20 protein-coding genes and 1 riboswitch are annotated in these 22,194 nt (G+C 67.3%); of the genes, 8 read left to right on the forward strand and 12 right to left on the reverse strand.

What is annotated here, in order from left to right:
- Positions 1-16: 16 nt before the first annotated feature.
- Positions 17-931, forward strand: coding sequence for a LysR family transcriptional regulator ArgP (locus tag VHA82_RS02085; RefSeq protein ID WP_325539771.1), 915 nt, complete (start codon positions 17-19; stop codon positions 929-931).
- Between the two features lies 1 nt (position 932).
- On the opposite strand, the gene VHA82_RS02090 is transcribed toward VHA82_RS02085, so the two are convergent.
- The 4 genes from VHA82_RS02090 to VHA82_RS02105 form a co-directional block, all read right to left on the reverse strand.
- Positions 933-1,073, reverse strand: coding sequence for a hypothetical protein (locus tag VHA82_RS02090; RefSeq protein WP_325539773.1), 141 nt, complete (start codon positions 1,071-1,073; stop codon positions 933-935).
- Between the two features lie 156 nt (positions 1,074-1,229).
- Positions 1,230-2,045, reverse strand: coding sequence for a metallophosphoesterase (locus VHA82_RS02095; protein ID WP_325539775.1), 816 nt, complete (start codon positions 2,043-2,045; stop codon positions 1,230-1,232).
- A 49-nt stretch (positions 2,046-2,094) separates the two neighbouring features.
- Entirely contained in the window at positions 2,095-4,035 is a 1,941-nt protein-coding gene (locus tag VHA82_RS02100; protein ID WP_325539777.1) for a PAS domain S-box protein, read from the reverse strand.
- A 22-nt stretch (positions 4,036-4,057) separates the two neighbouring features.
- On the reverse strand, positions 4,058-5,017 hold the full coding sequence (locus VHA82_RS02105) for a LysR family transcriptional regulator (RefSeq protein WP_325539779.1): 960 nt from the start codon (positions 5,015-5,017) through the stop codon (positions 4,058-4,060).
- 114 nt (positions 5,018-5,131) lie between these two features.
- On the opposite strand from VHA82_RS02105, the gene VHA82_RS02110 reads away from it, so the two are divergent.
- Positions 5,132-5,581: a hypothetical protein gene (locus tag VHA82_RS02110; RefSeq protein WP_325539781.1), complete on the forward strand. Its 450-nt coding sequence runs from the start codon at positions 5,132-5,134 to the stop codon at positions 5,579-5,581.
- 9 nt (positions 5,582-5,590) lie between these two features.
- Positions 5,591-5,794, forward strand: a complete 204-nt coding sequence (locus tag VHA82_RS02115) for a hypothetical protein (RefSeq protein ID WP_325539783.1) — start codon at positions 5,591-5,593, stop codon at positions 5,792-5,794.
- A 56-nt stretch (positions 5,795-5,850) separates the two neighbouring features.
- Here the strand turns inward: VHA82_RS02115 and VHA82_RS02120 are convergent, their stop codons facing one another.
- The 4 genes from VHA82_RS02120 to VHA82_RS02135 all read right to left on the reverse strand — a co-directional run bounded on the left by VHA82_RS02120 (position 5,851) and on the right by VHA82_RS02135 (position 9,766).
- Positions 5,851-7,701, reverse strand: a complete 1,851-nt coding sequence (locus VHA82_RS02120) for a phosphoenolpyruvate carboxykinase (GTP) (protein ID WP_325539785.1) — start codon at positions 7,699-7,701, stop codon at positions 5,851-5,853.
- 235 nt (positions 7,702-7,936) lie between these two features.
- On the reverse strand, positions 7,937-8,110 hold the full coding sequence (locus VHA82_RS02125; RefSeq protein ID WP_325539787.1) for a hypothetical protein: 174 nt from the start codon (positions 8,108-8,110) through the stop codon (positions 7,937-7,939).
- Positions 8,111-8,162: 52 nt separating this feature from the next.
- Positions 8,163-8,570 carry a PaaI family thioesterase gene (locus VHA82_RS02130; RefSeq protein WP_325539789.1) on the reverse strand — a complete coding sequence of 136 codons (408 nt, stop codon included), beginning with the start codon at positions 8,568-8,570 and terminating at the stop codon, positions 8,163-8,165.
- Positions 8,567-9,766, reverse strand: a complete 1,200-nt coding sequence (locus VHA82_RS02135; RefSeq protein ID WP_325539791.1) for a threonine ammonia-lyase — start codon at positions 9,764-9,766, stop codon at positions 8,567-8,569. The genes VHA82_RS02130 and VHA82_RS02135 overlap by 4 nt, the downstream gene beginning before the upstream one ends.
- Positions 9,767-9,906: 140 nt before the next feature.
- Between VHA82_RS02135 and VHA82_RS02140 the strand changes: the two genes are divergently transcribed.
- A complete protein-coding gene (locus tag VHA82_RS02140; RefSeq protein ID WP_325539793.1) occupies positions 9,907-12,204 on the forward strand; it encodes an ATP-binding protein in 2,298 nt (765 codons plus the stop codon).
- Here VHA82_RS02140 and recQ read toward each other — a convergent pair.
- Positions 12,201-14,054, reverse strand: coding sequence for a DNA helicase RecQ (gene recQ / locus VHA82_RS02145; protein WP_325539795.1), 1,854 nt, complete (start codon positions 14,052-14,054; stop codon positions 12,201-12,203). The genes VHA82_RS02140 and recQ overlap by 4 nt on opposite strands.
- Positions 14,055-14,113: 59 nt before the next feature.
- Between recQ and VHA82_RS02150 the strand changes: the two genes are divergently transcribed.
- Both VHA82_RS02150 and VHA82_RS02155 read left to right on the forward strand, forming a co-directional pair.
- Positions 14,114-15,160, forward strand: a complete 1,047-nt coding sequence (locus tag VHA82_RS02150; protein ID WP_325539797.1) for a homocysteine S-methyltransferase family protein — start codon at positions 14,114-14,116, stop codon at positions 15,158-15,160.
- A gap of 190 nt (positions 15,161-15,350) precedes the next feature.
- On the forward strand, positions 15,351-15,800 hold the full coding sequence (locus VHA82_RS02155) for an Lrp/AsnC family transcriptional regulator (protein ID WP_325539799.1): 450 nt from the start codon (positions 15,351-15,353) through the stop codon (positions 15,798-15,800).
- A 39-nt stretch (positions 15,801-15,839) separates the two neighbouring features.
- On the opposite strand, the gene VHA82_RS02160 is transcribed toward VHA82_RS02155, so the two are convergent.
- A complete protein-coding gene (locus tag VHA82_RS02160) occupies positions 15,840-16,463 on the reverse strand; it encodes a cyclic nucleotide-binding domain-containing protein (RefSeq protein ID WP_325539801.1) in 624 nt (207 codons plus the stop codon).
- A 54-nt stretch (positions 16,464-16,517) separates the two neighbouring features.
- Positions 16,518-16,594, forward strand: a riboswitch (S-adenosyl-L-homocysteine riboswitch).
- A 103-nt stretch (positions 16,595-16,697) separates the two neighbouring features.
- Between VHA82_RS02160 and metH the strand changes: the two genes are divergently transcribed.
- Positions 16,698-19,394 (forward strand): methionine synthase, encoded by a 2,697-nt coding sequence (metH, locus tag VHA82_RS02165; protein ID WP_325539823.1) that lies wholly within the window; start codon positions 16,698-16,700, stop codon positions 19,392-19,394.
- Between the two features lie 117 nt (positions 19,395-19,511).
- Complete coding sequence (locus VHA82_RS02170; protein WP_325539803.1) at positions 19,512-20,492, forward strand: YihY/virulence factor BrkB family protein; 981 nt, start codon at positions 19,512-19,514, stop codon at positions 20,490-20,492.
- Here the strand turns inward: VHA82_RS02170 and VHA82_RS02175 are convergent.
- The gene (locus tag VHA82_RS02175) at positions 20,391-21,599 is read right to left on the reverse strand and encodes an MFS transporter (RefSeq protein WP_325539805.1); all 1,209 of its coding nucleotides are present in this window, start codon (positions 21,597-21,599) and stop codon (positions 20,391-20,393) included. The genes VHA82_RS02170 and VHA82_RS02175 overlap by 102 nt on opposite strands.
- Complete coding sequence (locus VHA82_RS02180) at positions 21,600-22,193, reverse strand: YfiR family protein (protein WP_325539807.1); 594 nt, start codon at positions 22,191-22,193, stop codon at positions 21,600-21,602.
- Position 22,194 lies beyond the last annotated feature (1 nt).

The following is a 22,194-nucleotide window of genomic DNA, read 5'->3' on the forward strand; positions in this document are numbered from 1 at the left end:
AACATCAGAATACCTTATGAATACCTTCGACCCGGACGCCCTCGAGTGCCTGGCCGCCATCGTCGAGGAGGGAGGCTTCGAGCGCGCGGCGCAGCGCCTGGCCATCACGCAGTCCGCGGTGTCCCAGCGGCTGCGCGCGCTGGAGCACCAAGTCGGCACCATCCTCATCGTGCGCAGCCGCCCGCTGAAGCCCACGGCAGCGGGGCAGTTGCTGCTGAAGCACACGAAACAGATGAGATTGTTGCGCGCCGACCTGGAGCGCGACTTGAAGGAACTCGCCCCGAGCTCGATGCACGGCACGCGCGAGGAGGAACGAGTCTCGATCGCGATCAACGCCGACAGCATCGCCACGTGGGCGCTGCCGGCGCTGGACGGCCTCGCGAAACAGGCGCTGCCGCTGGAGGTGATCGCGGACGATCAGGACTTCACGCACGAGTGGCTGCGCGAAGGCGAGGTGCTCGGCTGCGTCACGACATTGAAGCAAGCCCTGCGAGGCTGCAAGGTGGTGCCTCTTGGTGCGATGCGCTACGTCGCCATCGCCGCCGCGGACTACGTCGCCATGAAGTGTCCGCAGGGACTCACGGCGCACAATTTCCGCGACATCGCGTTCGTCGCCTTCAACCGCAAGGACGACATGCAAAGCGAGTTTGTCGGCAAGGCGTTCGGGCTGAAGCGCGTCACGCTCAACCAGATCTTCGTGCCCAGCTCGGAAGGCCAGGTGCGCGCCGTGCTGGCGGGCTGGGGCGCGAGTGTGGTGCCGGAGCTGCTCGTGCGCGGATTGATCGCGCAGGGACGGCTCGTGAACCTCGCGCCGGAATTCTCACTGCCGATCCAGCTGTACTGGCACTGCTGGAACCTGGAGTCGGAAGTGCTGGACCAGTTGACGGCGGCCCTCACGCACGCTGCGGGTGAATCGCTGCAGCAGAAGTGAATCAGCGCGGTGCGGTGGCGCCTTGGGGCAACGGCTCGGACAGGTTGGGGTCTCCGCTGTCGGGCCCCGCGAGGGCGAGCAGCACCGCGATCGCAATGGCTGCGATCCATGCGAGCATTTTCGTCCACAGCGGTTTCATCATGGCGACCCCCTGGTCTTTGTTCTTGCACTGAAGTGTCGCAAGACGCGCGCCCGAGCGAATGACGCGAATGTAAAGTTCGGCGCGCGAGTGTGCGCGCTCGTAACCTTCTTCGAGCAAAAGCGTAGCGCCCGGGGCATCCCCCTGCTGCGGTCGCGGTCACACGTCGAGTGTGAAGTCTTCCCGGAAACCTGCCTGTTCACCCTTGGACGCGTAGCCAAAGGTATTGGCGACCACGCGACAGCCGCGTTCCACGTAGTCGTGCTGGCAATGAAGATGGCCATGCAGCCAGTAGCGTGCGAGCGGCAGCAGATCGTCCAGCGAATTGCAAAATCCCGCGGTGCCCGGCGTCATGCCGTAGCGAGGGTCGGCGCTGCGCAGACTGGGTGCGAAGTGCGTCACAACCACCGTGGTTCCGTCGAAAGGCTGCGCGAGATGGGTGCGCAGCCATTCCTGGCATTGCAGCGCGAGCTCGCGCCAGCCTTCGGCGAGCATCGGCTCACCGCCCCGAAGCGCGGCGAAGCGTTCCAGGTAGAAGTTCGCGGCGCGAAACGCCTTGTGCCGCTGCTTCAGCGCGCTGGCCGTGTCGGCGATCGTGTGGCCGGGACGGCGCGACAACGCATCGAAGTCGGCCCAGAGCGTGGTGCCCACGAAGCGCACGCCGCCGATCACCAGCACTTCGCGCTCCAGCCACGTGATGCCGAGGCGTTCGCAGGTTTCGCGCAGCCGCGCGTGGGTGTCGTCGAAATCGAGGTGGTCGTATTCGTGATTGCCGGGAACGTAGAGCACCGGGACCGGCCAGCCTCGCTTCGGCGCGAAGCGCTCCAGCCCGAAGTCGCTGCCGCGCAGCCGCGAGCCTCGTTGATAGGAGCCGACGTCGCCCGACAGTATCAGCATGTCCGCGCCCGGCGCCGGGCGCGCCCGGAAGTCGGGATGCGACTCCAGGTGCAGGTCGGACATCAGCTGAATCTTCACCCGCCGATGGTAAGGGCCCGCGCGCCCGGCTCAGCCTGCCGGGCTGCCATCAGTGACCTGCCGCGCGAGGGGCGCTCAGCCGGACGTGGAAGACCGTGCCGCGCCCGGACTCGCTTTCCACATCGATCCTGCCGCCGTGCAGGTCCACGCATTCCTTCACGATGTGCAGGCCGATGCCCGTGCCCTGGATGCTGCCGACGTTCGTGCCGCGATGGAACGTCTCGAAAAGGCGTGGCAGGTCTTCGGCCGGGATGCCGATGCCGCGGTCGGACACCGAAAAGAGCAGCCCATCGTCACGTTCGGCGGCGACTCGGCATTCGACGGCGCTGTCAGGCGCCGAATACTTGAGCGCGTTGGACAGCAGATTCATGAGGATGTGACGCAGCAGCCGTGGATCGAGCAGGCGGCTTTCGTCGAGTCCGTCGCAGCGCATCGCGATGCGGGACGCCTGCGGCAGCGCCTGGTCCATCTCGGCGGCGAGCTGCACGAGAAGCTGCGGCACCGACAGCGGCCGCGGCTCGAAGGTGAAGTGGCCCGACTCCAGTTTGCTCGTGAGAAGCACCTGCTCCACGAGGCCATTCATGCGCGTGACCGCCGTGCGAATCTGCTCGACGATTTCGCTGCGCTCGGACGCCGGCAGGCGCGCGCCGTAGGTGTCGAGCAGCTCCACGGAGGAGAGGATCCCTGCAAGGGGCGTGCGGAACTCGTGCGACGCGACCGCGACGAAGCGCGATTTCAGCTCGGACAGTTCGCGCTCGCGCATGAGGGCACCGCGCATGTCCTCCTCGGCCTGGCGGCGTTCGGTCACGTCGACCAGGAAGTTGAGCGTCGCAGCCTCCCCCTGCCAGTCGAAGCGCACGCCCGAGATTTCGAGCCAGCGCACACGGCCGTCGACGTGCAGCACACGGAACTGGTAATTGTTCTCGACGGCCTCGCCCCTCAGCCGCCGCATGTGGTTGCCGAGGACGCGCTCGCGATCGTCGGGGTGGATGAACTCGATGAACGGCCTCGACATCGCCGACTCGAGGGTCTGTCCGGTGAGCGCGAGCGCCTTCGGGTTGGAGTAGAGAATGCGCCCGCCCGCGGTGACGAGGATGCCCTCGTTGACGTTCTCCACGACCTGGCGGTACTTCGCCTCGGATTCCGCGAGCGCGCGCGCCGCGGCCTTGCGACGCGAAATGTCGCGCACGAAGGAGCTGAACGTATAGCCCGAGGCCGTGCGGACCGGCCAGACCGAGAGTTCCACGTCGAACTCTTCGCCGCTTCGGCGCACGGCGCGCGTTTCGACTCGCTTGTTGAAGATCTGCGCGGAGCCGTCCGCGAGGAAGCGCCGGATGCCCGCGAGGTGCTGCTCGCGGTGCGCCGGGGGCACGATCAGCTCCGACAGCACCTGTCCGATCGCTTCCTCGCGCGCCCAGCCGAATACGCGCTCGGCGGCATTGTTCCAGTCCACGACGCGGCTTCGCTCGTCGATCGAGATCACCGGGTCGTTGGCGGTGGCGAGCATCGCCTCGAGTCGTGCATTCGCCTCGCTCAGGCTGCGCTCGGCATCGGCGCGGCGGCTCATTTCCGCGTGCAGTTGCGCCGTCGTGTCGAACTGCCACGAGATGTCGCGCGCCACGTGCGTCACCCAACGCTCGCCGTTCGGTCCGAAACTGGCAAACGCCTGCTCGCGCAGGCGCGCCACGCGGGCCCTTTCGCCACGTCGTGCGGGCTGGGTGAGCCGGTACTCGAGCGTGTAGCCCGTGCCGGGCAGGTGCTCGCGAGCTTCGCGCAAAGGCGCGGCGTCCTCTTGCGAAACGCGTTCCAAAAGAAGGCGGCGGCCGACAGGTGCGGCGCTCTCGCGGCCGAGGAGGCGCAGCAGTGCGGCGTTGGCGTGCAGCACGCGCCCGCTTGCCGCGTCCCACACCCACACCATCTCGTCGAGCGCATCGGCGAAGCGGCGCACCCAGTCGAGGCCGTCCTTCGGTGAGCGCTCGCCCGCGATCATCCGCGCAGCATAGCTCAGCCGCTCAATCGGACAAGAACGCCTTCTTCGCGGCCGCCGCAACGGCGAGGCGCAGCCAGGCGTGATCGCTGCGCCGTTCCTGCCGTCGCTGCCAGAGCGCCTCGACGTGCACTGGCGGGGTATCGAACGGCAGCTCGCGGATCGCGAGCCTCTCCGCCACGCCGGTGATGCCGATGAAATGCCGGGGCAGCACAGTCAGCAGGTCGGAGGTCGTGACGATGCGCGCGGCCGTGAAGAACTGGTTGACCGTCATCACGATGCGCCGCGTTTGACCGAGCGCGGCCAGCGCCTCGTCGACGAAGCCGAAGGGACGTCCGGAGAAGCTCACGAGAAGGTGGTGCGCCGCGCAATACCGCTTGAGCGTGAACGGGCCACTCGCAAGAGCGTGGTCCTTTCTCATCACGCACACGTACTCGCCCTTGTGCAGGCGCTGATGTTCGAAGGGCGCGAGGCGGCCGGCTTGCGCCTGTGCGGTGAGGTCGGCGATCACGGCGGGGAAAAAGCCGACGGCAAGGTCCACCTGCGCCTCCTCGAACAAGAGCCGCGGGTCGCGCGTGGTGAGCGGCACCGTGCGCATGGAAACTCCGGGCGCGTCGCGCTCGATGATTTCCACGAGGCCCGGCATCAGCTCGGCCGCCGTGGAGTCGGCCATGCCGAGCACGAACGTGTTGTCCGCCTCGGACGCCACGAAATCGCCGGGGACCAGCGATTTTTCGAGTTGCCTCAGCGCGTCGCTGACCGCGGGCCACAGCGCCAGCGCGCGCGGCGTCGGCTCCACCCCGTAGCCGCTGCGGCTCACCAGCCGGTCCCCGAGCGCATCTCTCAGGCGTGCGAGCGCGTTGCTCACCGAAGGCTGCGTCATCGCCAGGTGCCGCGCCGCCCGCGTGAGGTTGCGGTCGACCATCACCTGGTCGAACACACGCAGCAAATTGAGGTCCAGCGTGCGGAAGTTCGTGGATTTCATCAGATCTGTGAATGGTAGACATCACAGAACTAAACTTGCCACATATCAGGGAAAACCCTAGAATGGCGTCGAATCTCCACTGACGCGCCATCCGACAAGAAAGAAGGGAAGAACATGAGCCGCTTCGTCCACATCGACTATTCGCCCGTGCACCCTGGCGAGTCCCGCCTGCAGGGCGTTGCCGGTGCGATCCGGGTTGCCGCGAGGCATGCACGCGGCGCGCACGGCGCCCGCGGCGTTGGGACGCTGCTGTTGGCCGGTGTCGTCTCGGCATTGCTCGTGGCGGCCAATGAATGGGTCGATGCCTGGAGCGCGGGCCATCTGCTGGCGGCCTGGATGCTGCTTTGGGCCGTCGGCTTCGCCGCGCTGGCATTGTTCGCGGCGCCGGCTCGTCGCATCGGGGCACGACTGCGTTCGCGCTGGCTGGCCGTGCGCGCCTGGCGCAGGCAGGCCCGCGCAGACGAGCAACTCTGGAAGATCGCGCTCACCGATGCCCGTGTCATGGCCGACCTGAGCCGCGCAATGAGCGCCGCCGCCGAACGCGATGTTCGCACCTACTCCTGAGATAACACCATGCTAGTCACACTCTTACTCGTCGGCACCCGTCGCATCGCCCGCTCGCTGCCGCATCCTCTGCGCGCGGCTCTGGACAATTGGTCGCATCGCAAAGCGCTCGATCGCCGTGAGGCGCGACGCCACATGGGCGATCGCAGCGCCGTGCCGCTGCCGCCCGTGGTGAGCGGTCGTCCGAGCCTGCCGCATCCGTTTCGCGGCTGATCACAGAGGGGCAACCAACCCCCGGGTGGGTCCGCCTTCCCGGAACTCAGCCGAGATCAGGCGGCCAGCCGCTGCTCGATGTGGGCCTTGGTGTCCTTCAGCTCCTGCGGCAGCCCGTACGCCAGCTGGCGGAACAACTCGGCGTGCAGTTCGAGTTCCCTTTCCCAATCCGCACGGTCGATGGACATCACCTGGTCGAACTTCGCTTCACTGAAGTCGAGCCCGGTCCAGTTCATTTCCTCGTAGCGCGGGCTCACGCCGAACGCATGGCGCTGCCCGTCGACCTTGCCTTCGATGCGGTCGATCATCCACTTGAGCACGCGCATGTTCTCGCCGTAGCCCGGCCAGACGAACTTGCCGTCCTCGCCCTTGCGGAACCAGTTCGTCGTATAGATCTTCGGCAGCTTCGCGCCGCTTTGCTTCAGCTTCCGGCCGAGCTCGAGCCAGTGACGGAAGTAGTCGCTCATGTTGTAGCCGGTGAAGGGCAGCATCGCGAACGGATCGCGTCGCACCACGCCGACCTGCCCGACGATCGCGGCAGTGGTCTCGGAGCCCATGGTTGCGGCCATGTAGACGCCTTCCACCCAGTCGTTGGCTTCGGTCACTAGCGGCACGGTGGTCGAGCGGCGCCCGCCGAAGATGAACGCATCGATCGGCACACCCGCGGGGTCGTCCCATGCGGGATCGAGCGCCGGATTGTTGACGGCCGCTACGGTGAACCGCGCATTGGGGTGCGCCGCCTTCGCACCTGTTTCCTTCGCGATCTGCGGGGTCCAGTCACGGCCCTGCCAGTCGATGCAGTGCGCGGGCGGCTCGCCCATGCCTTCCCACCACACGTCGCCGTCGTCGGTGAGCGCGACGTTGGTGAAGATGACGTTGCGGCCGAGGCTCGCCATGCAGTTCGGGTTGGTCAGCGTATTGGTGCCGGGGGCCACGCCGAAGTAGCCGGCCTCCGGGTTGATCGCGTAGAGGCGGCCATCCTCCCCGGGCTTGATCCACGCGATGTCATCGCCGATGGTCGTGACTTGCCAGCCCTCGAAGCCCTTCGGTGGGATCAGCATCGCGAAGTTGGTCTTGCCGCAGGCCGAGGGGAACGCGGCGGCGACGTGATACTTCCTGCCGTCGGGATTGGTCACGCCGAGGATGAGCATGTGCTCGGCGAGCCACCCCTCGTCGCGCCCCATGGTGGAGGCGATTCGCAGGGCGAAGCACTTCTTGCCGAGCAGGGCATTGCCGCCATACCCGGAGCCATAGGACCAGATCTCGCGCGTTTGCGGGAAATGCACGATGTACTTGGTCTTGTTGCAGGGCCAGGCGACATCCTGCTGGCCGGGCTCGAGCGGCGCGCCCACGGTGTGCACGCACGGCACGAACTCGCCATCCACGCCCAGCACGTCATACACCGCGCGGCCCATGCGGGTCATGATGCGCATGTTCACGGCTACGTAGGCGCTGTCGGACAGCTCGATGCCGATGTGCGCGATGGGCGAGCCGAGCGGCCCCATCGAGAAAGGCACCACGTACATCGTGCGGCCGCGCATGCAGCCGTCGAAGAGCGGATGCAGCGTCGAGCGCATCTCGGCCGGGTCCATCCAGTTGTTGGTGGGTCCGGCGTCCTCCTTGCGGTCCGTGCAGATGAAAGTTCGGTCTTCGACACGGGCCACGTCGCCCGGGTCGGACCAGGCTAAATAGGAGTCGGGGCGCTTCTGCGCATTCAGCCGGCGGAAAGTCCCCGCCTCGACGAGCTGGGCGCACAGGCGGTCGTATTCCGCCTGGCTGCCATCGCACCAGTGGACGCGGGCGGGCTTGCAAAGCGCCACCATGTCGGCCACCCAGGCGATCAGGCGGGCGTTCTTCACGTACGAGGGCGCCTGCAGGTCGAGGCCCTGCATCACGGGTGAATTCATCGAATGCTCCTAATGTGAAAGCCGGATTGCAGAAAGGAGCGTTCTTCACCCTTCTGCAATCGGACTCATCGGGCCGAGCCGGGGGCCGCATGCAGGACGATTTTATGAAAGCACCCCTCGGCGGCGCGCGAGAACGGCGGCAAATCCATGCAAAGGATGCATGAGATTATGCGCAGCCGTGTGGCCGGCGCAAAAAAGCCCGCCGAGCAGCGGGCGCCCGCGACGTGGGGGTCGATCAGGCCATATAGATCGCGATGAAGGCCAGCAGGAACATCAGCACACCGCCCGCGATGGGCAGCACAAGAGGAACGGCGTGCACGACGTCCTCGATGGGGTCGTGCGGCTGCGTGCTGCCGGGGTTATCGCCATGGCTATGGCTATGGCTATGGCGCGCTTCGGAAGTGGACATGGTCGGGTACCTGGATTTTGCGTCGTCGTCCCGATTTTACAGGCGCCTTGCGCTACAGCAGCGCGTACGTGGTCGTCGCCCGGCAGGCGCTTCTGCCATCCGCTGCGCCGCGCACGTCGATCTCGCCGAAAGCAAGCGTCTTGCCCGCGCGCAGCACTCGCGCTTCCACCAGAGCATCCTGGCGTGAAAGCGGCTTCAGAAAGCTCGTGCTCATCTGCACCGTCGTGCATGGACGGAACTCGCCGAACTGCGTCATGAGCGCAAGCACCATCGCCGTGTCGGCCGCCGCCATCATGGCCTGGCCGCACAGCATGCCGCCGACGCGCGAGAGCTGGTCGCTCTGCGGCAGCCGCAGCGCGACTCGGCCCTCATCGAAACTCTCCACCGTGAGGCCGAGCGCCTGCACCCAGGGCGCGAAATAGTCGGGCAGCGCCCGTTGCAGCAGATCTCTTTCGATCATTGTTCCTCCGCTTCGAAGCCGGCCGCGCGCAGCGCCGTGAGCACCTGCCGGATGTGTTCGCGCCCGCGCGTCTGGATCACAAGTTCGATCTCCACGTTCTGCGCGGCGAGCAGGGTGAAGGCGCGCTGGTGATGCACCTCGTCGATATTGCCGCCCGCCTCGCCGATGATCGAAGTGATGCGCGCGAGCGACCCCGGCACGTCGCGCGCGCACACGCGCAGCCGGGCAAGCCGGCCCGCGCGCACCAGGCCGCGCTGGATGATGGCAGCCAGCAGCATCGGATCGATGTTGCCACCGCCCAGAACGAGGCCCACCTTGCGGCCCCGCCAGCGCTCAGGATATTTCAGGAGCGCCGCGAGCCCGGCCGCGCCGGCGCCCTCGACCAGCGTCTTCTCGATTTCGAGCAGCATCACGATCGCCTGCTCGATGTCGCCCTCGTCCACCAGCACGAGATCGTCCACGTGGCGTTCGATGAGCGCCTGCGTGATGTGGCCGGGCGCCCCCACCGCGATCCCTTCGGCGATTGTCGAGACGCCCTGGGGCAGGTGTTCGTGCTTCACCGCGTTGAACATGTTCGGAAAGCGCAGCGTCTGCACCCCGATCACTTCGATTCCGGGCACGAGCGCCTTCGCCGCCGTCGCGATGCCGGCGACCAGGCCCCCGCCGCCGACCGCGACGATCAGCGTTTCGAGCTCCGGCACGGCCTGCAGCATTTCGATGCCGACCGTGCCCTGCCCGGCAATGATGGCGTCGTCGTCATAGGGGTGGACGAACGTGAGCCGCTCGCGCCCCGCCAGTTCCAGCGCATGAGCGCGCGCCTCCTCGAGCGTGTCGCCGTGCAGCACCACTTCGGCGCCGAAGCTGCGCGTGCGCTCGACCTTCACGCCCGGCGTGAAGCGCGGCATGACGATCACGGCGCGCAGTCCCAGGCGTTGCGCGTGGTAGGCCACGCCCTGCGCATGATTGCCGGCGCTCATGGCGATCACGCCGTGGCGCCGCTCCTCGTCGCTCAGGCGGGAAAGCTTGTTGCAGGCGCCGCGCTCCTTGAACGAAGCCGTGAACTGGAGGTTCTCGAACTTCAGGAACACCTGGCAGCCGGTGATCTGCGAGAGCGTGCGCGATTCGACGCAGGGCGTGTCCAGCACCTGGCCGTGCAGGCGGCCGGCGGCGTCGCGGATGTCCGATAGGGCGATCATTCCGGTGATTCTGCACGCCCCGCGCCCGGGGCTTGCGGGGTTTCCCCACGATCAGGTTCTTCCATGTAGCATCAACTCGCGTTATCGTAGGCCCGCAAAGTCGTGGGATACGTCTCGACGCGCCACAACCGGAGGTGCGATTGGCCAAGCGTTCGCCGGATGCGCAGGTGCTGCCGTCGCCGGGGCTGAAGGATGCCCCGGTGCTGGACCTGATGTGCTCGCATTTCGTGTTGACGCTCGCGGCCAAGCAGGGGGCGAAGTTCAACGTCCGGCGCGACCTGAACGGACTGCTGTCGCTCGCCGGCCGCCACCTCGTCTGGCCGGCGCCCGCGCTTGGCCGCCTGCGCGAATTCCTCACGCGCCGATGCAAGGAAAACGAGTTCTGGCGTGGCCACGAGTCGCTCGCCACGCGTGAGTTCCTGGACCGCCACGGCGTCTGGCGGGGCCCGTACGAGGAAGGCACGCTCTTTTTCTATCTCGACGAATACGCGAAGGACCAGCCGAAGGATCTCCTGTCGGTGCTCGCGGTCACGGGCGACTGGCTCACGCACGCGTTGAAGAAGCACTCGACGCTCGTCGAGAAGAACATCGATTCGCTTTCCAGCCTGCTGCAGTTGAACAAGGCCGAGCGGGCACTTCTTTTGTACGGCACGCTCGCGCGCTACCAGCGCGACCTGCGCAGCCTGCTCGTGGAATTCAAGGTGAACAACGCGCCGGAGGCCTATGCGGCCATTGCCGAGGTCGCCGGCGTGAATGCCACGGAAGTCGGCGAAGCGCTGCGGGCCGGCTCGCGGCTCGAACGCATCGGGCTGGTCGAGAATCTCATTTCCGAACACAACATCACCGACCTCGCCGATCTCATGAAGGTGAGCGAGAAGCTGCCGCCCGTGCTGATGCGCGAATACCGCGACCAGAACGAGCTGATGGCGGTGTTCACGCGGCCGTCGGCGAAAAGCGAGCTCGTGCTCGGCGACTTCGCGTTCGTGGAGGACGACGCGCAGGTGCTGTGCGCACTTCTGCGCAATGCCGTGGCGCGCAAGGAGCCCGGCGTGAACGTGTTGCTGTACGGCCCCCCCGGCACCGGCAAGACCGAGCTCGCCAAGGTCGTGGCGCAGGCCGCGGGCCTGGAACTTTTCGAAGTCGAATACGCGGACCGCGACGGCAATTCGCTATCGGGCCGGGACCGCTACAGGTCGCTGCAGATCGCGCAGGTCTTCCTGAAGGGAAGCGCCCAGGCGGCGCTCCTCTTCGACGAAGTGGAGGACGTGTTTCCGCCGATCTCCACGGAGGCCGCGCAGATGATGGCGCGGGCCGAGCAGGTGGTGGCACCCGCGTCGGGCAGTGTGAGCGGCAAGGCGTGGGTCAACCAGATTCTCGAATCCAATCCGGTGCCGACCTTGTGGGTCACCAACCGCATCGAGCAGATCGACCCCGCCTTCCGGCGCCGCTTCGCGTATCACCTGGAACTGAAGTCGCCGCCGCCCGGCGCGCGCGAAGGACTCGTGCGCAAGACGCTCGAAGGCGTCGCGGTCGGCGATGCCTTCATTGCCAAGCTCACCGAACGCAAGGGACTCACGCCCGCGCAGATTCGCACCGCCGTACGCTTCGCGGGCCTCGCGCATGCCGAGGGGGCGGAGATGGAAAAGCTCATCGAGCGCCAGCTGCGCAACGCCGACCAGGCGCTCGGCACGCGCGCCTACGACGCCGGTGGGCGCCGCTGCGTCACGACCTACGATCTCGACATGCTGAATGTGGAATGCCGCTACGACATCGGGCGCATCGTGAACGCCTTGAAGGCGCGCGGCCATGGGACGCTCTGCTTCTACGGCGCTCCGGGCACCGGCAAGACCGCGCTGGCCGAGCACATCGCGCGCACGCTCGACCGGCCGCTTCTCATCCGGCAGGCGAGCGACCTCATGAGCAAATTCGTGGGCGAGACCGAACAGAACATGGCGGCCATGTTCCGCGAGGCCGAGGCCGAGCAGGCGGTGCTGCTGCTGGACGAAGCCGACAGCTTCCTGCAGGACCGCCGAGGCGCGCAGCGCACGTACGAAGTGACCGAAGTGAACGAGATGCTGCAGGGCATGGAGCGTTTCGCCGGGATCTTCGTCTGCACGACGAACCTCATGGACCGCATCGACCAGGCGGCGCTTCGGCGCTTCACCTTCAAGATCAAGTTCAAGCCGCTCGCCGCGGCGCAGCGCGAGAAGATGTTCGTGACCGAGGTGCTCGAGGGCGACGTGGGCGGCCTCACGCAGGAAGTGCGCGCGCGGCTCGAGCGCCTCGAGCATTTGTGTCCCGGCGACTTCGCGGCCGTGAAGCGCCAGGTCGACATCCTCGCCACCGCATTCGGTCCGGATGAATTCCTCGAGCAGCTCGAGGCCGAGCACCGCATCAAGCCCGAGGTGCGCGAGAACAAGCCGATCGGCTTCGTCTAGGCCGTTTCGGCCACCACACGCAGCACCTCGCTTCCGTACGCTTCGAGCTTCTTCGCCCCGATGCCGCTGATGCCCTCGAGCTCGGCGAGCGATCGCGGCGCTCTCGCCGCGATGGCAGCCAGTGTCGCATCGTGGAAGATCACGTACGCGGGCAGGTTGTGCTCACGCGCGACCTCCGAACGCCACGACTTGAGCGCGGCGAACCGCTCCTGCGCAGACCCCGTCAATCCGGCCGCCACGACGGGCGTGCCCCGCCCGGTCTTCTCGCGGCGCTTGCCGCCCGGGCCCGGCTGCGCGACCGACTCGCGCAGCAGCACCGCCTGTTCCCCGCGCAGCACGGCGCGCGAGGCGGGCGTGAGCTGCAGCGTGTTGTAGGCCTCGCTGTTCACCGCCACGGCGCCCGTCGCGACGAGCTGCCTGAGCACGCTGCGCAGCTGCGTCTCGCTGAACTCCGCGCCGATGCCCCACGTGGAGAGTTTCTCGTGCGCGAACTGCGCGGCCTTGGGCGTCGGCTTGCCGCGCACGATGTCCATGATGTGACCCGGGCCGAAGCTGATGCCGCTTTGCTGCTGCACGCGATAGATCGTGGAAAGCAGCTTGCGCGCCGCCTCCGTGCCGTCCCATACGTGCGGAGGCGAAAGACAGTTGTCGCAATTGCCGCAGGCCCGCGAATCCTCACCGAAGTACGCGAGCAGTCGCACGCGGCGGCAATCCGTGGCTTCGGCCAGCGCGAGCAGCGCCTCGAGCTTGCCGCGCAGCACCTGCTTGAATTCGTCGGGCGCGGTGCTCTCGTCGATCATCCGGCGCTGGTTCACGACGTCCTGCAGCCCGTACGCCATCCAGGCGTCGGCGGGCAGGCCGTCGCGGCCTGCGCGGCCCGTTTCCTGGTAGTAGCCCTCGATGTTCTTCGGCAGATCGAGATGCGCCACGAAGCGCACGTCGGGCTTGTCGATGCCCATGCCGAAGGCGATGGTCGCGACCATGACGACGCCTTCGTCGCGCAGGAACCGATCCTGGTGGCGCTGGCGCATCTGCGCATCGAGCCCGGCGTGGTAAGGCAGCGCATCGAGGCCGTGCGAGCACAGGCTTTGCGCGACTTCTTCCACGCGCTTGCGGGACTGGCAGTACACGATGCCGGCTTCGCCCTCGTGTTCGCGCTCGATGAAGCGCAGCAGCTGCGCGACGGGGTCTTTCTTCTCGACGATCGAATAGCGGATGTTGGGCCGGTCGAAGCTCGCGATGAAGCGGCGGGCTTCCTGCAGCCGCAGGTGCTGCACGATGTCCTCGCGCGTGAGCGCATCCGCCGTCGCGGTGAGCGCGATGCGCGGCACGCCGGGAAACTGCTCGTGCAGCACCGTGAGCGCGCGGTATTCCGGCCGGAAGTCGTGGCCCCACTGGCTCACGCAGTGCGCCTCGTCGATGGCAAAGAGAGCGAGCTTGCCGCGCTCGTACAGTGCGGCAAGCTGGGCCTGAAAGCGAGGCGTGGTGACGCGTTCGGGCGCCGCGTAGAGCAGCGTGAGCTCGCCCTTTCGCATGCGCTGCTCCACCGCCTGGGCTTGTGCGCCGCTCAGCGTCGAATTCAGGAATGCGGCCTCCACGCCGGCCTCGTGCAGCGCGCCCACCTGGTCGTGCATGAGGGCGATGAGCGGCGACACGACGACGGTGACGCCGTGACCGTCCCGCTGCCTCGCGATGGCGGGGATCTGGTAGCACAGCGATTTGCCGCCGCCCGTGGGCATAAGCACCAGCGCGTCGCCGCCGGCCGTCACGTGCTCGACGATTTCGGCCTGCGGGCCGCGAAAGCTTCCGTAGCCGAAGACCTCGCGCAGGATGTTCAGGGGTGGCGTCACGGGGGCTATTGTGCGCAATCGAGCGACATCGCACGCTTTGTTCCTACAATCGATGGATCATGAAAGCCGTGACATATACCCGTGGACAAGCTTTGACGGCGCTGCTCGCGCGGCGCATCCTGATCCTGGACGGCGCGATGGGCACGATGACGCAGCGCTTTCGCCTGACGGAGGCCGACTTCCGGGGCGAACGCTTCAAGGACCACCCGAAGGACCTGAAGAACAACGGCGACTTGCTGTCGCTCACGCGCCCCGACGTGATCCGGGACATTCATGAAGGCTATCTCGCCGCCGGAGCGGACATCATCGAGACCAACACCTTCGGCGCCAACGCACTGGCGCAGGAAGACTACGGGCTCGCTCGGCTGTCGCACGAGATGAACGTCGCATCGGCGCGGCTTGCCCGGGCCGCGGCCGACAAGTTCTCCACGCCCGGCAAGCCACGCTTCGTCGCAGGCGCATTGGGCCCCACGCCGCGTACCGCGAGCATCAGCCCCGACGTCAACGATCCGGGGGCCCGCAACGTCGACTTCGAACAGCTTCGCGCCGCGTACCACGAGCAGGTGGCGGGGCTCGTGCAAGGCGGCGTCGACCTGCTGCTGGTCGAGACGATCTTCGACACGCTCAACGCGAAGGCGGCGCTCTTTGCGATCGACGAATACTTCGAGGAAAGCGGCGAGCGGCTGCCGCTCATCGTGAGCGGCACGGTGACCGATGCGTCGGGCCGCATCCTGAGCGGCCAGACCGTCACCGCCTTCTGGTACAGCGTGCGTCATGCGCAGCCGCTCGCGATCGGCCTCAATTGCGCCCTGGGCGCGGCGCTGATGCGGCCGTACATCCAGGAGCTCGCGCGTGTCGCGCCGGACACGTTCATCAGCTGCTATCCGAACGCCGGGCTGCCCAACCCGATGAGCGAGACCGGTTTCGACGAAACGCCGGAAGTCACCTCGCGCCTGCTCGCGGAGTTCGCGGCCGAGGGCCTCGTGAACATCGTGGGCGGCTGTTGCGGCACGACGCCGCAGCACATCGGGGCCATCGCGGCGGCGGTCGAGCCGCTTGCAGCGCGTTCGACGCGGCGCGCGATGTTCTACAAGGAAGCGGCCTGAAATCAAGCGGGCCGGCGGGCGGTAACCCGCCGGCCCCTTGTCATGGCTCGCTGGCGGGTAAGCCGCCGACCCATAACGGCAGTGTGGCGCCTCGCGCCCCGAAAGTCTTCCCGAATTGCGGGTCCCGTGCCTGCCATGGCAGAAAATCCTTCGATGGCCCCTCCAAGGATCGGGAGATAGAATTCCTGGAATGGACCAGATCGACCGAAAGATCCTGAGGACGCTCCAGCAGGACGCCCGGGTGAGCCTGCAGCAGATCGGCCAGGCCGTGGGCCTGAGCGCGTCCCCGTGCTGGGAGCGCATCCGAAAGCTGGAGCTGGGCGGCGTGATCGAAGGCTACACCGTGCGGCTCAGCCCGCAGGCGCTCGGCTTCAACGACACCGTGCTCGTGCAGGTGACGCTCGACAGCCATTCGGACAACACGCTCGAGAAGTTCGGCGAGACACTTGCCGCGATCCCCGAGGTCATCGAAGCGTATCTGGTCTCCGGCGAATACGACTACCTGCTGCGCGTGGCGGTGAAGGACACGCGCGACTACGAGCGGCTGCTGCGCGAGAAGCTGTACAAGATCAAGGGCATCCGCCACAGCAAGTCGAGCTTTGTGCTGAGGACGCTGAAGAAAGCGGATCTGCCGATCTAGGCCGAGCGGCGCCCCCGCAGGCACACGGCTGCGGCCGCGCTAGACCGGCATGAGTTCGTTGATCTCCTCGTTCATCGCCTGCGTGAGCTGCGAATACATCTTCAGCTTTTCCTGGCTGTCGCGCATCCGCTCGGCCATGCGCCGCGAGATGGCCATCACCAGTTTGGCCGCGATGCGCGGCTCGCGATCCAGCAGCTGGTTCAGCGCCGCGCGCGTGAGCACGCCGCAGCGCAGATCCGTCATCGCCGTGCAGGACGCCGAGCGCGGCGCGCCATCGAGCAGCCCCATCTCGCCGATCAGGCTGCCGGGGCCGAGCACCGTGAAGGTAAGGGGATGGGTGCGATTGGCGAGCGACGATTCGACCGTCACTTCGCCTTCCAGGACGAGCACCATGAAGCCGGTATTCTCCTCGTCCCCCTCGCGGATGAACATCGTGCCTTCTTCGATGCGGCGCGGGCGCATGTAGCTCACCACCACGCGCGCCTCGTCGATCGACAGCTTGAGCAGCGAGCCGGGCGCGGCCAGCATTTCGGCGGCGCATTCGGCCGAGGGCGAGCCGGCGATATTGCTCGGCCGCGAACGCCTGGGCACCTCGAAGCGCGACGGCTGCGTCTCGGGCACCTCGTGCGCCCGGCGAGCGAAGATGAGATTCAGGATGCTCATGCGTAAAGACCCCCGAACAGGGCGGCGTCGTGCCGCTGCCTTTAGAATTCATGCTAGCCCGAGGAGCGCTGCAGCGATTAGGCAATCTGCTTAACGTCAGGCTCGGGATTGCCTAACCGCGCTCACCCCCTGGATTCGACCCACGAGGTGAGGAACATGCAAGCGGCCCCCCCTTCCACGAACGCCCCGATGTCCGCGCTCGATCCTTCGGGCTGCGGCCCGGAGATCGCGCCGATGAAGCTTTGCGGCCTGGAGCCGGTCTCCATCGGCCCGGGCAGCCTTTTCGTCAACATCGGCGAGCGCACGAACGTCACCGGCTCGAAGGCATTCGCGCGCATGATCCTCGCCGGCCAGTTCGAGCAGGCGCTGGCCGTTGCGCGCCAGCAGGTCGAAAACGGCGCGCAGGTGATCGACGTCAACATGGACGAGGCCATGCTGGACAGCAAGGCCGCGATGGTGCGCTTCCTGAACCTGATCGCGAGCGAGCCGGACATCGCGCGCGTGCCGGTGATGATCGACTCGTCCAAGTGGGACGTGATCGAGGCGGGCCTGCGCTGCGTGCAGGGCAAGGGCATCGTGAATTCGATTTCCCTGAAGGAAGGCGAGGCCGAGTTCAGGCGGCAGGCGAAGCTCGTGAAGCGCTACGGCGCCGCCGCCGTCGTCATGGCCTTCGACGAGCAGGGCCAGGCGGACAGCTACCAGCGCAAGATCGACATCTGCGCCCGGGCGTATCGCATCCTCACGGGCGAGGTGGGCTTCGCGCCGGAAGACATCATCTTCGATCCGAACGTCTTCGCGATCGCGACGGGCATCGAGGAGCACAGCACCTACGCGGTCGACTTCATCGAGGCGGCGCGCTGGATCAAGCGCAACTTGCCCGGCGCGAAGGTGAGCGGAGGCGTGTCGAACGTGAGCTTCTCGTTTCGCGGCAACGACCCGGTGCGCGAAGCGATCCACACCGTCTTCCTGTACCACGCGATCCGCGCCGGCATGGACATGGGCATCGTGAACGCGGGCATGGTCGGCGTGTACGACGAAGTCGAGCCGACGCTGCGCGAGCGCGTGGAAGATGTCGTCCTCAATCGCCGCCCCGACGCGGCCGAGCGGCTGGTGGAAATCGCCGAACACGCGCGCGGCGCCGCGAAGGACGACACGAAGAAGAACGAATGGCGGGCGCTGCCAGTCGAACAGCGTCTGTCGCACGCGCTCGTGCACGGCATCACCGATCACATCGTCGAAGACACCGAAGAGGTCTACCAGGCCGTGATCGCGCGGGGCGGCCGGCCGCTGCACGTGATCGAAGGGCCGCTCATGGACGGCATGAACATCGTGGGCGACCTCTTCGGCGCCGGCAAGATGTTCCTGCCGCAGGTGGTGAAGTCCGCCCGCGTCATGAAGCAGGCGGTCGCGCATCTCGTGCCCTACATCGAAGCGGAAAAGCGCGCGCAGGCAGCCGCGGGCGAGGACGTGCGCGCCAAGGGCCGCATCGTGATCGCCACCGTGAAGGGCGACGTGCACGACATCGGCAAGAACATCGTGACGGTCGTGCTCCAGTGCAACAACTTCGACGTGATCAACATGGGAGTGATGGTCCCGTGCCACGAGATCCTGGCGAAGGCCCGCGTCGAAGGCGCCGACATCGTCGGCCTCTCCGGCCTCATCACGCCGTCGCTGGAGGAGATGCAGTATGTCGCCTCCGAGATGCAGAAGGACGAGCACTTCCGCCTGAAGAAGATTCCGCTTCTGATCGGCGGCGCGACGACGAGCCGCGTGCACACGGCCGTGAAGATCGCGCCGAAGTACGAAGGGCCCGTGGTGTACGTGCCCGATGCCTCGCGCAGCGTGAGCGTGGCGCAGAGCCTGCTGTCCGACCGGGCTGCGAAATACATCGCCGAGATCAACGCCGACTACGAGAGGGTTCGGCAACTGCACGCGAACAAGAAGCAGGTGCCGCTCTGGCCGCTTGCGAAGGCACGCGCCAACAAGACGCCGCTCGACTGGGCGGACTACACGCCGCCGAAGCCGAAATTCATCGGCCGGCGCGTATTCCGCAACTTCGATCTCGCCGAGCTCGCGAAATACATCGACTGGGGGCCGTTCTTCCAGACCTGGGACCTCGCGGGACCGTTCCCCGCCATCCTGAAGGACGAAGTCGTCGGCCCCGAGGCGGTGCGCGTCTACTCCGACGGCCAGCGCCTGTTGAAGCGCCTGATCGAAGGCCGGTGGCTCACGGCCAACGCGGTGATGGGACTCTGGCCCGCCAACACCGTGCGTGACGACGACATCGAGCTGTACGCCGACGAAGCGCGCGCGAAGCCCATCCTCACCTGGTACGGACTGCGCCAGCAGACCGAGAAACAGGCGGTCGACGGCGTGATGCGGCCGAGCCGCTGCCTCGCGGACTTCGTCGCTCCCAAGGGCGTCGCGGACGACTACGTGGGCATGTTCGCGGTGACGGCCGGCCTCGGTGTCGAGCAGAAGGTGAAGTACTTCCTCGACGACCACGACGACTATTCGGCCATCATGCTGAAGGCGCTCGCCGACCGTCTCGCCGAAGCGCTGGCCGAATGCCTGCATCAGCGCGTCCGAAAGGATTTGTGGGGTTACGCGGCGGGCGAGCAGCTCGGCAACGAAGAGCTCATCGCCGAGAAGTACACCGGCATCCGCCCCGCGCCGGGCTACCCGGCGTGTCCCGACCACAGCGTGAAGCGCGACATGTTCGGCGTGCTGCAGGCCCAGGAGATCGGCATGGAGCTCACCGAGAGCCTGGCGATGATGCCTGCGGCCAGCGTGAGCGGCTTCTATCTCTCGCATCCGGCGAGCACCTACTTCAACGTCGGGAAGATCGGCGAGGACCAGCTGCAGGACCAGGCCGCGCGGCGGGGCGCCGCGGTGGACGAGCTGCAGCGGCTGCTTGCGCCCAACCTGTGATCGACGAAGCGGCGCCGGACGAAGCCGCGAGGGGCGAGCGTCGGCACCCTCCTACCGGGCGAGCGTTGCCGCGCCGATAGTTCGACGCCGCGAATGCGGTGACGATACGAAGTCATGATGGCCACGATGTCCCGCATGGCGCCCCGGCTGCGCACGGTCCTTGCGCCCGCGATGCCTTTCTATCGCGCGCTCCAACTGTGGAGCGCCGCCGGCGGCTTGCGGATGAGCGCCGCCACTTCGTTCTACGGCATCCTGAGCCTCGCGCCGCTGCTGATCGCGCTGGTGGGCGTGCTCGGCTGGTGGGTGGACCGCCACCTGCTCGAACAGGGGCTCGTGAACCAGGTGGGCGCCGTGATCGGCGAGCAGGGCGCCCGGCTGGTACAAGGCGCGCTCTCGACCGCGCGCGATCCGAGGCAAGGCGCGGGCGCGGGGCTCGCGGGCCTCGTCGTGCTGCTGGTCGGCGCGACCGGCGTCTTCACGGAGCTGCAGGACACGTTCGAGCGCCTCTGGTCCAACGGCCGGCCGCCCGGGCCCAAGCCGGCGTGGTGGCACGGCGCGGCAATCCGCGTGCGCGGCGTGGGCTATATCCTCGTGCTGGGCTTCCTGCTGCTCGTGTCGCTCGCGCTTTCGGCGCTGATGTCCGCGCTCGCGGGCTGGGCGGGCGACCGGGCGGGCCTGGAGGCGCTGCTGCGCGTGCTCAACGAAGTGGTGGCCCTCTTCGTCGCGGCGGGACTCTTCTTCGCGCTGATGCGCCTCACCGGCGGCCCCAAGCCCGCCTCGCGCTTCCTGCTCATCGGTGCCTTCGTAGGCGCGATCCTGTTCACGGGCGGGCGGCAGTTGCTCGCGCTGTATCTCTCCACCAGTTCGACCGTGTCCGCGTATGGCGCGGCAGGGTCGCTCGTGGTCGTGCTCATGTGGATCTACTTCTCTTCTGCCGTGCTGCTCTATGGCGCGGGCTTTGCCCGGGCCGTGCAGGAAGCGCGCGAGAAGCCCGCCTCAGAGGAGGGAGCGCCGCTGCGCGGCCCGCAGCGCGAGCGCCGACACCACGCTCGCCGCAAGCAGGACCGCGAGGCCCCAGCGGTAGCCCGTGTCGCGTGACCACAGCAGGCCGAGCAGGAGCGGCGCGAGCGCGCGCGAAAGCGCCTGCGGCAAGCCGAGCGCGCCGTTGAGCGAAGCGACGTGGTCGCGGTCGACGTACTGCGCGATCGCCGTGCCCCGCACGATCGTCATGAGGCCGTTGCCGAGCCCGTAGAGCAGCACGAACACGAGCGCGGCCGCGGTGGACCCGGGCACGGCCAGCAGCGCGCAGATGCCGAGCGGCACGAGCCACGGGATGAGGCGGTTGGCAAGATGTACGTCGAAGCGATGCTCGAAGAAGTAGAGGACGAGGCGTCCGACCACCTGGATCGCGCCGATGCTCGCGGGCACCGCGATCACCCATCCTTCGGACAGGCCGCGCTCGCGCAGCAGGCTGATCATGTGCGGCGGCAAGGCGGCGGTGACGCCCATCATGCCCACGCTGAACACGCCGATCAGCAGGAACGGCGCGCTGCGCAGCAGCATGGCCGGCGAGCGGGTCGGCGGCGCGGGCGCGGTGTGAGGCGACCCGAGACCGCCCGGCCGCGCCCCCCTCAGCTGCACCGCATGCAGCGGCGCGCACACGACCAGGTGTATCGCAGCCAGCACGCGCAGCGCGTCACGCCAGCCGAGCGCCGAGATGAGCCACGCGGAAAGGGGGATGAACACCGTGCTCGCGAGCCCGCCCAGGAAGGTCAGCGTGATGATGGCGCGGCGATAGTCCTGCGCGAAGCGGCGCGTCACGACCGCGAACACGGGCGTATAGAGCGTGGCCGCGAGTGCCGCGCCGAGCAGCGTCCACACGGCGTAGAACGCCTGCGCGGTCTGCACGACACTGTGCAGCGCAAGGCAGCTCGCCACCAGCAGCGAGCCGCCTGTCATCACGGCACGTTCGTGACCGCGATCGATCCATCGGCCCACCGGATAGGCGCAGATGCCTTCGGCGAGCAGCGCGAGGCTGAAGGCGAGCGAAGACTCGGCCCGCGTGAGGCGCAGTGCCTGCTCCACGGGTGCGAGCAGCAGCGAGAACGTGTAGAAGACGCTGCCCCACGTGATGAGCTGTGCGAGCGAAAGCCAGGCGACGAGGCGCTTGTCGTAGGAGGCGGCGGGCTGCGGCGAAGCGGGCATTCATGCAAGGAGGCGCAGCGCGTCCAGTCCGCCCTGGATCATGCGGGCGGCGGACAGCAGTCGCTGGCTCAGGCGCAACTTCTGGCGCGCCGCCGCTTCGACGGAGGCGCCGAAGTGCACGCGGCCTTCTTCCAGATAGAAGCTGATCACGCATCCGCGCGGGTGCGTTCCGTTCGAATCCGAAACCGTCAGCACGCCTTCGGGTACCTGCTGCAGGAGATCGGCCATGCGCCCGGGCGAGTCGGCCTTGAAGTAGAGGATGTGATAGCCGCTGAAAGAGTCGCCCGGCCCGAGGCGGGTGACGATGACCGGATGACCATCGCGGTCGCGGTCTCGGGCGAGCTCGCTCAGGTCCTTCCAGACGAGGTCGTCGCCGTAGACGCCGATGCGCAGGGGCGCGTCGGCCCGCGCGAACGTGCCGTCGGGCCATTCCACGAAGCTCGCGAACTTGTGCAGAAAGGCCGCCTTCACCAGGCTTTCGCGCAGGCGCTCACCGCTTTGGGCTCGCGCTTGCGATGCGAGCAGCAGCAACGCGCCGGCGCCCGCCACGAGGCGGCGGCGAGACAGGCGAGCGGCGTGCGGGAAGTACTGCATG

It is taken from the genome of Ramlibacter sp., assembly GCF_035548915.1.
Classification (GTDB): Bacteria; Pseudomonadota; Gammaproteobacteria; order Burkholderiales; family Burkholderiaceae_C; genus Ramlibacter.

Bases quoted from the DNA above. Each gene is read 5' to 3' on its own strand.
- VHA82_RS02130 (WP_325539789.1), bottom strand. From the start codon at position 8,570: ATGATCGAAAGAGATCTGCTGCAACGGGCGCTGCCCGACTATTTCGCG.
- VHA82_RS02135 (WP_325539791.1), bottom strand. From the start codon at position 9,766: ATGATCGCCCTATCGGACATCCGCGACGCCGCCGGCCGCCTGCACGGC.
- VHA82_RS02100 (WP_325539777.1), bottom strand. From the start codon at position 4,035: ATGATCGCGGGCGAGCGCTCACCGAAGGACGGCCTCGACTGGGTGCGC.
- VHA82_RS02085 (WP_325539771.1), top strand. From the start codon at position 17: ATGAATACCTTCGACCCGGACGCCCTCGAGTGCCTGGCCGCCATCGTC.
- VHA82_RS02160 (WP_325539801.1), bottom strand. From the start codon at position 16,463: ATGAGCATCCTGAATCTCATCTTCGCTCGCCGGGCGCACGAGGTGCCC.
- VHA82_RS02120 (WP_325539785.1), bottom strand. From the start codon at position 7,701: ATGAATTCACCCGTGATGCAGGGCCTCGACCTGCAGGCGCCCTCGTAC.
- VHA82_RS02110 (WP_325539781.1), top strand. From the start codon at position 5,132: ATGAGCCGCTTCGTCCACATCGACTATTCGCCCGTGCACCCTGGCGAG.
- VHA82_RS02105 (WP_325539779.1), bottom strand. From the start codon at position 5,017: ATGAAATCCACGAACTTCCGCACGCTGGACCTCAATTTGCTGCGTGTG.
- VHA82_RS02170 (WP_325539803.1), top strand. From the start codon at position 19,512: ATGGCCACGATGTCCCGCATGGCGCCCCGGCTGCGCACGGTCCTTGCG.
- VHA82_RS02180 (WP_325539807.1), bottom strand. From the start codon at position 22,193: ATGCAGTACTTCCCGCACGCCGCTCGCCTGTCTCGCCGCCGCCTCGTG.
- VHA82_RS02175 (WP_325539805.1), bottom strand. From the start codon at position 21,599: ATGCCCGCTTCGCCGCAGCCCGCCGCCTCCTACGACAAGCGCCTCGTC.
- VHA82_RS02150 (WP_325539797.1), top strand. From the start codon at position 14,114: ATGAAAGCCGTGACATATACCCGTGGACAAGCTTTGACGGCGCTGCTC.
- VHA82_RS02155 (WP_325539799.1), top strand. From the start codon at position 15,351: ATGGACCAGATCGACCGAAAGATCCTGAGGACGCTCCAGCAGGACGCC.
- VHA82_RS02090 (WP_325539773.1), bottom strand. From the start codon at position 1,073: ATGATGAAACCGCTGTGGACGAAAATGCTCGCATGGATCGCAGCCATT.
- VHA82_RS02115 (WP_325539783.1), top strand. From the start codon at position 5,591: ATGCTAGTCACACTCTTACTCGTCGGCACCCGTCGCATCGCCCGCTCG.
- VHA82_RS02125 (WP_325539787.1), bottom strand. From the start codon at position 8,110: ATGTCCACTTCCGAAGCGCGCCATAGCCATAGCCATAGCCATGGCGAT.
- metH (WP_325539823.1), top strand. From the start codon at position 16,698: ATGAAGCTTTGCGGCCTGGAGCCGGTCTCCATCGGCCCGGGCAGCCTT.